Annotated in this window: 13 protein-coding genes; 9 read left to right on the forward strand and 4 right to left on the reverse strand. The window is 52.2% G+C overall.

Features of this window, described 5'->3' with window-relative positions:
* Position 1 precedes the first annotated feature (1 nt).
* A complete protein-coding gene (locus JNUCC32_RS05915; RefSeq protein ID WP_015736183.1) occupies positions 2–646 on the forward strand; it encodes a TVP38/TMEM64 family protein in 645 nt (214 codons plus the stop codon).
* A gap of 105 nt (positions 647–751) precedes the next feature.
* The gene (locus JNUCC32_RS05920; protein WP_192571359.1) at positions 752–1,069 is read left to right on the forward strand and encodes a hypothetical protein; all 318 of its coding nucleotides are present in this window, start codon (positions 752–754) and stop codon (positions 1,067–1,069) included.
* A 104-nt stretch (positions 1,070–1,173) separates the two neighbouring features.
* Here the strand turns inward: JNUCC32_RS05920 and JNUCC32_RS05925 are convergent, their stop codons facing one another.
* Genes JNUCC32_RS05925 through JNUCC32_RS05935 form a run of 3 tightly spaced genes read right to left on the reverse strand, consistent with a single transcriptional unit; the run spans position 1,174 to position 4,662 of the window.
* Positions 1,174–3,216, reverse strand: coding sequence for a CotH kinase family protein (locus JNUCC32_RS05925; protein WP_192571360.1), 2,043 nt, complete (start codon positions 3,214–3,216; stop codon positions 1,174–1,176).
* Between the two features lie 18 nt (positions 3,217–3,234).
* Positions 3,235–3,945 (reverse strand): DUF4956 domain-containing protein, encoded by a 711-nt coding sequence (locus JNUCC32_RS05930; RefSeq protein ID WP_015736180.1) that lies wholly within the window; start codon positions 3,943–3,945, stop codon positions 3,235–3,237.
* Between the two features lie 3 nt (positions 3,946–3,948).
* Entirely contained in the window at positions 3,949–4,662 is a 714-nt protein-coding gene (locus JNUCC32_RS05935) for a polyphosphate polymerase domain-containing protein (RefSeq protein WP_015736179.1), read from the reverse strand.
* Positions 4,663–4,928: 266 nt separating this feature from the next.
* Here JNUCC32_RS05935 and JNUCC32_RS05940 point away from each other — a divergent pair, with 266 nt between their 5' ends.
* The 4 genes from JNUCC32_RS05940 (at position 4,929) to JNUCC32_RS05955 (ending at position 8,712) form a co-directional block, all read left to right on the forward strand.
* Positions 4,929–6,272, forward strand: a complete 1,344-nt coding sequence (locus tag JNUCC32_RS05940; protein WP_306436843.1) for a sensor histidine kinase — start codon at positions 4,929–4,931, stop codon at positions 6,270–6,272.
* A complete protein-coding gene (locus JNUCC32_RS05945; protein WP_192571362.1) occupies positions 6,269–6,907 on the forward strand; it encodes a response regulator transcription factor in 639 nt (212 codons plus the stop codon). The genes JNUCC32_RS05940 and JNUCC32_RS05945 overlap by 4 nt, the downstream gene beginning before the upstream one ends.
* 184 nt (positions 6,908–7,091) lie before the next feature.
* The gene (locus JNUCC32_RS05950) at positions 7,092–8,051 is read left to right on the forward strand and encodes a DoxX-like family protein (RefSeq protein WP_192571363.1); all 960 of its coding nucleotides are present in this window, start codon (positions 7,092–7,094) and stop codon (positions 8,049–8,051) included.
* Positions 8,035–8,712, forward strand: a complete 678-nt coding sequence (locus JNUCC32_RS05955; protein ID WP_096774398.1) for a DUF4166 domain-containing protein — start codon at positions 8,035–8,037, stop codon at positions 8,710–8,712. Before JNUCC32_RS05950 ends, JNUCC32_RS05955 begins: the two co-directional genes overlap by 17 nt.
* On the opposite strand, the gene JNUCC32_RS05960 is transcribed toward JNUCC32_RS05955, so the two are convergent.
* On the reverse strand, positions 8,702–9,994 hold the full coding sequence (locus JNUCC32_RS05960) for an MFS transporter (protein WP_192571364.1): 1,293 nt from the start codon (positions 9,992–9,994) through the stop codon (positions 8,702–8,704). The genes JNUCC32_RS05955 and JNUCC32_RS05960 overlap by 11 nt on opposite strands.
* A 157-nt stretch (positions 9,995–10,151) precedes the next feature.
* Between JNUCC32_RS05960 and JNUCC32_RS05965 the strand changes: the two genes are divergently transcribed.
* The 3 genes from JNUCC32_RS05965 to JNUCC32_RS05975 all read left to right on the forward strand — a co-directional run bounded on the left by JNUCC32_RS05965 (position 10,152) and on the right by JNUCC32_RS05975 (position 12,288).
* Positions 10,152–10,907: a DUF2087 domain-containing protein gene (locus tag JNUCC32_RS05965; protein WP_096774396.1), complete on the forward strand. Its 756-nt coding sequence runs from the start codon at positions 10,152–10,154 to the stop codon at positions 10,905–10,907.
* A gap of 28 nt (positions 10,908–10,935) precedes the next feature.
* Positions 10,936–11,289, forward strand: a complete 354-nt coding sequence (locus tag JNUCC32_RS05970) for a GIY-YIG nuclease family protein (protein ID WP_015736172.1) — start codon at positions 10,936–10,938, stop codon at positions 11,287–11,289.
* A gap of 150 nt (positions 11,290–11,439) precedes the next feature.
* On the forward strand, positions 11,440–12,288 hold the full coding sequence (locus JNUCC32_RS05975) for a DegV family protein (protein ID WP_036661431.1): 849 nt from the start codon (positions 11,440–11,442) through the stop codon (positions 12,286–12,288).
* The last annotated feature ends 5 nt before the right edge of the window (positions 12,289–12,293 follow it).

Genomic DNA, 12,293 nt, shown 5'->3' on the forward strand with positions numbered 1-12,293 from the left:
GGTGAAGTCATTGAATGGCTACTTGGACATCATGTCTTATTTTACACAGAGCAATCTGGAATGGTTTCTTGACCAGTTTCGAGCCTTAGGCCCTCTGCCGGGCATACTGCTGACTTTCTTGAAATCCTTTATTCCTCCGATGCCCACGATCGTGATCGTTGGCGTTAATGCAGCGGTGTACGGGCTGTGGGCGGGATTTCTTTACTCCTGGATCGGAATGGTGGCGGGATGCTTGACGACGTTTCTCCTCGTGCGGAAAATATCCGGTACTCCCCTGATCGAACGCTGGGCGAAAAAACCGAAGGTTCAGCGCGGCATGCGCTGGATTCAACGCAACGGCTTCAGTTATGTTTTTCTGCTGGGCATACTTCCCGTCGGGCCGTTTGTCGCTGTCAACGTGGCCGCCGGACTGGCGAGAATGAACGTCATGTCCTATCTCATGGCCGTAACCTTGGGCAAGGGCATTATGGTGTTTTGCGTTTCATACATCGGGGCTAATCTCTCGGATTTTATGGCGGAGCCCTTCAAATTGCTCGGTGTCCTAGCCTTTATCTTGCTGTCCCTATGGGGCAGTCGGAAGCTGGATTCATACTTTGTAAGAAAACAATCGTTTCACGATCAAGAAGCTGAGCTCAACTCCAATTGAGCTCCCCGTTCCTGATCGTTTTACGGGAATGGATGCGGAGACCTTGTATTTGCTGTATAATGGTAAAATATCCAGTATCGGCATGAATGAAAGGGGGAAGCATTGATGACCAAATTGGCCACATCCATTCTGGAAATCATTCGAATGATGATCATTCTGATGGTCGTGACAGCGGTTCTGGGCAGCATAGAGCATCAGATCCTGAAGTCCTGGATTCCTTGGGAAGGGTTATATTTCCTGTTCCTGTTTGCGGGAAATGTGTGTTGGTTCCTGGTCCTCTATCGCAATCGCCTGCAATTCAGCGGCTGGTATCGTTCGGCGGAGACGCAGCGCAAACTGTCCGGAAATGCGACGAGAACCATCGTAGCGCTCGGGGCGCTCCTCATCGCGGCACCGGTTATTTTAACGTGGATCACCGCTTAATAATTGCATGATTATGTAACGGATATCGGCTAATAAACGATTAGCGTATATAAAAGGGACAGTTCCAAAGGTCGATGCCTTCGGAACTGTCCCTTACTTGCTGATTACAATCTTTTTCGTTTATATAGAGCCACAAAAAGACATGAGAGCAGCAGCAGCACGAGGGAAACTCCTGCGTACAAGGCTTCCTGGGTGCTGCCTTGCTCCTGGGCTGCTTCGTTCGACCAATCGCCAGGCCGGCCCATTCCGCGTCCACCCTGCATTTGACCGCCGAACTCGCCGCCGAACCCGTTCCCCATCTGGCCTTGAGGGAAATCCGGCATCTGCCCTTGACCATTCTGAGCCGGCGCTTGCGGCATGGTCGGTTGATTGCCGCCTGTAGAGGGCTGGTTCGGAGCTTGCGTTGGATCTGTAGAATTTTCCTCTGCGTTACTTTCCTCTGCATGACTTGTTGGATCAACGGCAGAAGCAGCATCCATCGCTGTTCTTTCGTCGGAACTGCTTGTGCCTGGTCCAACCGCCGATACAATCGGCGAGTCAGATTCATCCACGTCAGGAGCGTCGCCAGAGCCTTCCCCAATGCCGCTGGAAGTAACATCCGCGTTGCTGGAAGGAGCAAAAGCGGCACCGTCGTTGTTGGCGGGCGTGTTTTCGCCAGAGATGCCTCCGCCCGGGGCGTCGTTAGGGACAACGATCCCAGTCCCGTCAGTCCCGCTGCCGGCTGTTCCATCCGGTGCCGTGCTTGTCCCGGTGCCGGTAGAGCTCTCCTGGGCGGCATCATTGGAATTCGTATTGCTGCCAGGTACCATCCCGTCACCCCCAGGTCGCACGCCGGCGCCGTCAGGCCTCATACCTCCTCCGCCACCAGGCCCCATCCCGCTGCCGCTTCCGTCGCCGGACGAAGGGATCGTCCCCTCCAGCTGCTGCTGGATATTATCCATGGACTCTTCCGCGAATGAGGTCAATGTCGGGAGCGATTGCTCGTACTCCTCATAGGAGTAGAACGGTCTGGGGTCTTGCTTGACGTGCTCGGATATCAATTCCTGCAATTGCGCTACGCGTTCCTCGAAATGGTCCTGCTGCATGTATCCCTCCAGCATCTCCGAGAGGATGGCGTGGTAACGTTCCTTATATTCGTCAACCTCGAGCAGCTTGGCAATCAGGGGACGTTCCGCCAAAGCACCCTGAGTGGGCTCGTCAATCAGGATGCCGGAGCCCCCAAACCCTCCGAACGCCATGTTATAATCCCAGGGCAGGACGGAGAAAATGCCGTTGTTCTCATACAGGTAGTAGTTCTGTTTGTTCATCCCCAAGTAACTGTCCATATTGGAGGCAACGACGTTCAAGGCAACGTACTTGAGCACGTTATCGACATCCAGCACCTTCTCGTAATCGGTGCCGTTGTTCAGCTCGTCGAGCATGTCGATCAATACATCGTCATTGGAGGACTTGGATTTCATGACAAGCCCGGTGTACGAATCGGGGTCGCTGCCGAGCCAAGCCAGGTCGCTGCCCGTGCCTGTCATCTGGGCTTTGTATAATGCGCCGTACGAATTTTCGAAATGACGCTGCAGATAAGAATCGCCAATCTGTTCGATTGCGAGGTAGAACCCCCATAATTCATCGTTAACGTATACATTGACGTAAGAGAAGCCGGGTGTGGGCAGACCGACGGATTCCGCCAGCTCGTAGGTCAGGAATTCCCGCATATACGAGGCGTCGCTGTAGTTGTTGTTCAGATTGATTTTGCTGATCCCGTTCAAGGTTTGATTGAGATATTCGTCAAAGGAAATCTTGAAGCTGTAGCGGTCGGAATCGGAATTGACCACGCTGCGCAGACTTAAATTGCCTTTGGTGCGAATGCCGACATGATCAAATTGCATGCCGTTGTAATTGACGGACGCTTCTTTGTATTCTTCAGCGCTGGCGTTGTCCAGCATATCCTGGAAATCCGCTTCGTCGATCGTGATTTTAACGTCAATGACCTTGTCCTTCGGAAAAACCGCGGAATCGATTTGCTCCTGAAGGCCATCGTTCTCAGAGCTTCCAGCCGTCCCGGCAACCTGTGTTGTCCTTTGGCAGCCTGTGAGCAGAAGGACTATGGCCAGCGCAAGGGACAGCAGGACTGTCGTTCTTTTCTTCATCATTTCTGACCACCGCCTGACTTAGGATACATAATCGCCGCTGTAACTGATCAGAACCGCATGTTGAACGCCCTGCAGCTGGGACAGCTTGTTCACGAATTGACCTTCCGCATCGCGCAGCCGTACTTCCAGCGTCAGCTCGATGCTGCCTGGCGTCACGGTTTTTTGCTTCAGGTTGTAACGCTTCACAGCCTGACCGACTTGTCCTTGAACGGCTTGCTCGGCCTGCTCGTTATCGCAATGGACGACCAGCAGGTAAGGGGTATCGACCGTCGCTTTCTTAATGAAGAAGAACAGGATAAGACCGACAACGACGGAGCCGATGGCAGCCAGCGTGTAGAATCCGGCTCCGGTTACGATCCCGGCAACCGCGGCCCAGAACAGGAAGATCAGATCGGTTGGGTCCTTGATGGGCGTACGGAAACGGACGATGGAGAGCGCGCCGACCATACCGAGCGAGAGCACGAGATTCGAATTGATGGCGATGATGACAACGGCCGTGATCATCGTCATCCCGATCAGCGACACGTTAAAGCTCTTGGAATACAGGACGCCGCTGAAGACCCTTTTATAGAGCAGATAAATAAACAGCCCGATAACAAAGGCAACGGCGAGCGTGATCAAAATTTTGGCGATGCTGATGTCGGATACGAAATTTTCCATGACGGATTTTTTGACGATATCCGAAAAATTGGTGGTGTTCGTATTGCTTGAAGTCGATGTGGTGTTCATGAACTATTGATCCTCCCATGTGTTATATTTCAGAAATTTACGGCACATTACATATTTGGATGCCGATTGCCGGTTGAGGCCTTCCAACTGCAGCGCGATTTTGATGTAATCCGGAATGTACTCGTCGTATTTGACCTCGAGTATGATCAGATTCTCATCGATCGCCCGGATCGGCAGCAGGTTTCGATTGAACAGTTCCGTGGAGTGCAGGCCGGTTCTCAGCTCCTTGTCAAACGTAATCCGCACATTTCCGTTAGCGCAGACGTAAGGCTCGCGGACATAATCGACAATGACCTTGGGCCGCAGCAGCTTATGCTTCATCTCGTGGTACAGCTCCATCATCAAAGGCTTATCCGGCTGGTAGAGACAGTCGTATTGTCCGGCCATGATCTGATCGGTCATCTCCCTTGTGAGCGGCTCCTTCAGCTTGGCGATGTAATCCCGGAATTTGATTTTCTTCTCAAAATGGATCGTGTCGTCGGCTACGTTATAAATACGGATGCGGTATTTCACCCGATCCCGGACGCCCGCCAGCTTCTCGTATAGGGCTTTATTATTGATATCATCAAAGTACAAGCTTCGAATGTGATATTCCCCGGCGGGTCCGGCATGCTGATCGTAGGTCACCAAATTCTTCAATCGTTGGCTGATGATCCGATATTGGTGAAGATTCACGAAGAACTTCAGCTCGTTCCGGTATTTTAATGGGGTTGTCATGTTTCCACCTCGTTTCTCTCTGTCTTTCGTATGCTTGTTTGCTTACGAGATCTATCCTATCAATCGTTCCTGATATCTTTCTTAAGCGCGGCTGAATGTAAACTGAATGTTTTCGCAATGTAAAATGAAGGCATTGAAGAAATAAACAATGTCATATATCAGTGATCTTTATTTCCTCGGCATGGGTAAGAAGGGAGGTCCCCCTGCTGGCGCAATTATGGTAGGATGAAACTATATTCGGGAAGAGAATGGAACGATGCGTCTTGATGTATTATGTGTTCGCGCTTTGGACTGCAGCGGCCGTGCTGCTGTTCAATCAGCCTCGAAGCGAGGTGAACCGCTGGGCGGCTTTTTTCCTGTGGAGTGCAGGGATTGGGGGGTTGACGGACTGGCTAGCGCCTTCCGGTTTTATTGCGACCGCCTACGGGCCGTGGATTCAATTCCTCAACCATACCCTGACACCTTACGGCGTGTTGATATTTTGCATGGTGTATACCGGCAGGCCCCGGCACCATAGGAGAAAACGTGATCTCAAAATAGGCCTGCTGCTGCCTGTGTTCGCGATGCTGGTCCAGGTGCTCCTTACGAAAGATTACCGGATTCATTACGGATGGCTGTTCGTATGGACCGGCCCGTATTATGTTGCTGCATGCGCTCTGCTCATTGGAGCCTTATCCTCTGAGAAGAACCCGCAGAAACGCAAAAGCATGTGGATTACCACCTGGATTATGGTGCCAACCTTGCTCGGTGTGATGCTGTTGATAAATGTAGGGAATGTCATCTGGCCCGGTTACGATTCATTCCGGTACGTATCCCTGTTTATTCTGTATTCGATGGGCGTTGCCGTCATCTGCACCTTTGTGTACGGCGTCCTGGGCGTCCGCCTGAAATTCGAGCGCGATCCGCTGGATCGCACGATGCAAGCGGTCAGCTCGGGTACAACGATGCTGAATCATACCATCAAGAACGAGGTCGGGAAAATCGCCATGAGCACCGATAACGTGAAGCGGCTGCTGTCGCCGGATAACGAAACGGCCCTGGAGCAGCTTGATGTCATCGCTAACGCTTCCAAGCATTTGTTAGCGATGACAGGGCGCATGCAGCAGCAGATGAAGGCGTTTAAGCTGGTGGAACAGCCTGTCCGCGCGGATCAGCTGCTTGCTGAACTGCAGCTTCGCGAACAGGAACGGCTGCGCAGCCATGGCATCGAGTTAAAGGTGCTGTGCACACAGCGTCCCTGGCTGCTTGCGGATGCCGTCCATTTGAAGGAAGCGATCAGCAATCTCATAAGCAATAGCGTCGAGGCGATGCCTGACGGAGGAGTGATCGCGTTGACGGTAACGGCCGACCGCAAGGGAGCCGCGATTTCCGTCAAGGATAACGGCATGGGCATTCCGGAAGAGCAGCAGCCGCTTGTGTTTGAACCGTTCTACAGCACCAAGGGCCACAGGAAGTCAAACTTCGGACTTGGCCTTACCTATGCGTACAACGTGATGAAGAAAAGCGGCGGCTCCGTGGGATTGGAGAGCCGCGAATCGGTCGGTACCGAGATCACGTTGTATTTTCCCCGCAGCAAAATCATTCGTTTATCCGGGAGGGAAGAGCCTTGAATCGAATACACGTCTTTCTGGTCGAGGACGATCCGGATTGGATTAAATCAATGACCGTTTTTCTGAATGCGCGGGAGGATATGATCGTGGTCGGCGCGGCCGAGTCCCCCGAACAAGCGATTGCGATGGCGGAAGTCCTGTCCTTCGATATCGTGCTTATGGATATTCAGCTGACGGCGGGCCGACTCGACGGCATCTACGCGGCTGCAGAAATCCATGAACGAAAGCCCGAGGCCAAGGTGATCATGCTGACCTCGCTGGATGACGAGTTGGTGATCATGCAATCCTATACGGCCGGAGCCGTCAATTACATTGAGAAATCGAATTTCGAGGAATTGCCGGCCGCAATCCGAAGCGCCGTACATCAACCGGGATCGATGGAGGTGCTGCTCAAGGAATTTGCCCGACTCAAGCGCGAAGAACAGCTGCGGAGCTTGACGCCGGCGGAACGTGAAGTGTTTGATCTGTTGGATGAGGGTTTCACCCATTCCCAAATGGAGAAGAAGCTGTTCAAAACCGAGAGCACGCTCAAGAATCAGATCAATAAAATTCTGAAAAAGCTCGGGGTGAGGAGCAGCAGGGAGGCCGTGGAGAAGGTCCGCCGAAAAGGGATCGTGAGAGAGAACGACAACTAGCTTCGGGACGGAAGACGGATCATATGGAAGAAATGGAAGAGGTACTACGAAACGTAGTACCTCTTCTTCGTTTGTTCTATAAAAGTGAGGTCTAACGGGGAATCCCCCTCAGCGGTAAAATGGCTTGTAAATAGAGGGGCCCGGCTGTCACCGAGAAGGGTTATCCATTAGGAGCTGAGTGCGCATGAAGAGAAATCCGATCTATGTTGAACTCGACATCAAGACGGATATGGAAACATTGTGGTCATTGACACAGAGACCCGAGCTGCATCAACAATGGGATTTGCGTTTTTCCGAGATTCATGATTTGCCGCAGGCTGATTCGGACGTCCAGCGGTTTTTATACAAAACCCGCATCGGATTCGGACTGGAAGTTACGGGAACGGGCGCTACGAAAACGGCCGTGCACCCGAGGACCGGGAACCGGATCTCGGTGCTGCGATTCGGCTCGGATCAGCCCATTTCCCTGGTTAAGGAGGGGAGCGGCTATTGGAAATACGCCGACAGCGGCAACGGCGTCATCCGTTTCTCGACCCAATACGATTACAGGACGCGGTTCGGCATGCCGGGGGCCTGGTTTGACCGCCTGCTGTTTCGGCCTTTATTCGGCGCAGCGACGGCTTGGAGCTTCGATGTGCTCCGATTATGGGCCGAGAAGGATATTCCGCCTACGGTCACGATCCGGAAGGCAATCATCCACGCTTTAAGCGTATTTATGCTGGTTGTTCTATGGTGCTATGAAGGACTGGTTCCGAAGCTTCTGTTCCCGGAAGCGGGAGAGCTTGATCTGCTGAGGCAGTCGGGTTTGGCAGCCGGTCGGGAAGGGATGGTGCTGACCTTGCTCGGCATCACCGAGATCGGCGTCGGTTTATTGACATTGCTCTTTCACAAGAACCGGTTGTGGTACAGGCTGATCATGATCTTGCTTGCGATCTTGATGCTTGGAGCATGGATGACGGATGCCGAATTAATGAAAGCCCCGTTCAATCCGTTAACGCTTAGCGGATCGATGATTGGATTCTGCTTCATGGCTTCGCTGTCCGCATCGGACTTGCCAAGCGCTTACCGTCCGGTTCGAAGACATAGAACTGTCCGTGGGCATACATCCGATAAAGGAGTGAATGAACATGACCTCGATCTATGAGCAGGCGCTTGGAAGCCAGTTTCACAAGCTTCATCCTAAAATCCAGGAGCGGTTCGGGTTCGACAGCAAGGATAACGTCGCTTCGATCGGCGAAGGCATCATGGAAGAAATCTGGTACGCTCGATGGGCGGCGCTGCCGCTGCATATAGGTACGATGCGGCATATCATGTTTCCTAACCGGGGGAAAGGGATCCCGTTTCGGATTGAGAACTACGCTTATCGGGATGACTGGGGAAGAGAAACGGTGACGTGGTGCCGAAGTTTTGATTTTCCTGGCATTCGAAGACGATTTGACGCCACGATGATTTATAGCGCACAGCGCAGCCGCGTCGTGGATTATTTGGGAAACAAACAGCACTTGGCAGTCGATCTTCGGATCGCTGCCGCGGAGCATGGCGGAATTCGCATTCGATCGGGGGAGCAGAGGTTTTATGAAGGACGGCTGCAGTTTCGATTTCCCCGGTGGCTCACCGGAACGGCCGATGTATGCGAATGGTATGATGACGAATATCAGTTATATCGAATATCCGTTGAGGTGGTCAACCCGATATTGGGGCCTGTCTTCCGGTATAAGGGAAGCTTTCAGGCCCGGACCGTTCCTGCAGGCGAACGGGATGTCCCGCCCCATGTCAAACCGCTGCGGGTCGAGGCTAGAGAGTAGCGGAAGCATCCGGGGAAAGACCGCTGCCCTTGCGTTCGCGGAACATTCGGTAATATAGGAACGAGGAAATGACGTACAGCGTTCCGGTAATGCAGAAGGTGATTGCGTATCCCCAGTAGCTGCCGTATGTGGTGACCAATTTCGACTGTACGGGCCCCATCGTCGCCCAGCCGAGCATAAAGGCGGTTTGCGTGACGGAATTGGCGATGCCTCTCCGGTGATCCGGTACGCGGTCAATCAGAATCGACGACTGTATCGGATTGGCCGCATTCATCAAGGCTTGACGGAACAGGAAGCCGACCGATGCGATGAGGAGGACATTCGTGAAGCCGGTTAACAACAGGAAGGGCAAGGATAGGACTTGAAAGAGAACCACGGCTTTGACGGCTCCTACCCGATTCACCAGCGAAGGGCCGATCAGCATGGATACAATCGTCATGACTTGTCCGAGCGATATCAGAATCCCAACCGCGGATAACGATACCGAGAAACGGTTGGTAAAATACAAATTCAAATAAGGAACGACCAGTCCGGACCCGAGGCCGATCAACAGTTGGGCAAGCGCGAACTGCCCGATGACTTTGAAATCTCCGATCCCGGAGGCGGTAACCGCTCCTCCAGGGCGCAGGGGTTGATCCGGGATGGGTGCATCCAGAGGCCGTGCATGCGCGTCGTTCTTGTCGGTCGTGAACAAGAGCGGGATAAATGCCGCAAAGGTTGCCAGACCGCCGATGAACAGGGCCGTTTTCAAGCTATCGACCTTGTTCAGGCCGAATGCCTGCAGGGCATCCGCCAGGAAGCCGCCTCCCATGCTGCCTAACACTTGAGAAGCAAGCACAAGCGAGGCATGGATGCTAAAGATGCGCATACGAGCCGATTTCGCCGTATTTTCCGCCAGAAACGGAATCGCCAGCACCTGAAAAAAGGATGCGAACAGTCCGGTGTATACCGCGAGACCAAGCAAGCTGAACTCACTCGCCAGAAAAGCTCGCGCAATCAGTCCGGTGCCGCTTAACAACGCGCCAAGGACCAGGATTCGCTTGCGGCTTCCGCGGTCGCCGATCAAGCCGATCGGGATAAACATCAATGCCGTGGCGAGGGATTGAATACTGACCACTGTTCCATTCATGGAGTCATTATAACCCAGGCCTTGTATGTACAAATTGTAGAGCACGCTGAACATGCCGGTACCGAACTGATACAGCACGTTAGCTAGAAAAAACAGCTTGATGTTGCGCGGCCAAGAACGCATTTCTTTTGCCGACTGTTGTATGAATCCCATGATGATACCCCCTAAATTTTACAGCAGCAACCTCTATTCTAGCAGGTTCCACGGGAGGGAGGAAGAAATATTATGTCGTCGTGGGGCTTGATTGACATGCTATAGACAAAAATATAAAATGTCTATGTAAATAACTTTGGGGGAAGTGGTGTGTGCGATGGACCTAAATGAACGCTTCTGGAATGCTTCCATAGATGAACTTAAACAAGGCTATATCGACGAAGGCCCCGTCTGGGTATGTCTCTTGTGCGGCAAGACGCTGGAGAAGGGGATCATCTACCCGGATGAGGATGTGCTGTACGAATCGGAACGATACATGACCGTTCATATCCGACGGGAGCATGGCTCCGTCTTTCAGTATCTGTCCGGCCTCGATAAGAAGCTGACCGGATTGACCGAGCATCAGAACCGGCTGCTGCAGCTCTTCTATCAAGGCATGAACGACAAGGAGGTCCAGCAGGAGCTCGGCATCGGCAGCGCGTCGACGATACGCAATCACCGGTTTGCCTTGAAAGAGAAGGAGAGGCAGTCCAAGGTGCTGCTGACCTTGATGGAGCTGTTGAAGGAAAAGGACAGCCATGCTCCGGCGTTCGTGGAGATCCCCAAGCAGGCCAAAATGATCGATGAACGCTACAATGTTACGGAAGAAGAGAGGCAATCGATCCTAGCCAAGGCGTTCCCCGAGGGGACCGATGGCCCGCTGAAGACTTTTAAGCTTAAAGAGAAGCAGAAGTACGTCGTGCTGCGCGAAATCGCCGCCCGTTTTAAACCCGATGTCTTGTATTCCGAGCAGGAAATCAACGATACGATCGGAAGAGACAATCCCGATTATGTGACCATTCGCCGATATTTGATCGAATATGGTTTTTTGGATCGCAAGGATGATGGAAGCCAGTACTGGCTAACGACATAGATGAAAGCAAGAAGGAGGCGTTAAGGCCATGAATCGCAGACAGGAACTAAATCAGATGTACAAGGAGATCAAGATTGAAGCCGGCGTGTATCAAATTCGGAACACGAAGAACGGTAAAATATTCGTCGCCGGAACGAACAATCTGAAAACCATGAACGGCAAGCGCTTCGAGCTGCAGATGGGGACAAGCTACAACAAGCCGCTTCAGCAGGATTGGAAAGAGTTTGGAGAGGATGCGTTTGTTTTTGAGATCCTGGAGAAGATTGAGCCGAAGGAAGATCCGTTCTTCGATTTGAAGGGTGCGGTCAGCAAGCGGGAAGCCTATTGGATCGAACGGCTGGAACCTTTTGGGGAAAAAGGGTATAACGGAGACGGAAAATAAGGCTTTTGTGTGGCGAACCCAGGCGTAGGACGTGAAATCATCCCCCTTCCATTTGCAATGCGCCGCAAGGGTAAGATATGATGAAATGAGCGGCTTAAATCGCTTCCATTCCTATTTCTTACTACACGAAAGCGAGACGTGAACACGATCATGAGATCCATTGCATGGGTAACCGACAGCACGAGCACTATCGACCCTGAATTCGCCAAGAAGCATCATATTTACATTGTGCCTTTGAGGTTGATTCTGGGCCAAGAGGCCTACAGGGAAGGAATCGACATATCGGCAGAAGCCTTTTATGAACGGATGAAAGACGAGCCGAAAGTCAGCAGTTCCCAGCCTCCCATCGGAGAATTCATTGAGCTTTACGAAACCCTGAAAGTGAAGTATGACGATATTATTGCGATTCACTGTTCTTCGGAGCTCAGCGGAACTTTGAATTCTTCCCTGCAGGCGGCCGAGATTGCCGAGGTACCCGTGGTTGGCATCGACTCTCAAGCGGGAGCGTTTCCGGTGCGCGAAATGATTATGTCCGGCATTCACTGGCACAGCCAGGGGGATACCGTACAGGTGATAAAGGATAAAATTCAGACCATGGTGCACAACATGTCGTTCTATCTCATACCGGCAAGCCTGCATCGACTTCATATCAGCGGCCGGGTGTCCGGTACGCAGCTGCTGCTGAGCAATTTGCTCCGCATACATCTGCTGCTCCGTTTTGACGAAGGCAAAGTCATTGTGGAGGAGAAGATCCGGACGTTTAAGAAAGCCAAGCAGAAAATGATCGATATCATGAAAACAGACATACAGAAAATTAAGAAGGTGTGCATCATGCACGCGAACAACGTGGAAGAGGCCGAGGAGATCCAGAAGGAAATCAGCGGAGCTCATCCGTCGCTTAAGACCGAAATCATGACCTTTATCCCTGTTGCAGGCATCCATGCAGGCGAAGGCACCATTGCCATGTCATGGATTAAACACCATCCTGCCTATTCTTAGTTATA

The sequence above is a fragment of the Paenibacillus sp. JNUCC32 genome, assembly GCF_014863545.1.
Lineage (GTDB): Bacteria > Bacillota > Bacilli > Paenibacillales > Paenibacillaceae > Paenibacillus_AQ > Paenibacillus_AQ lautus_A.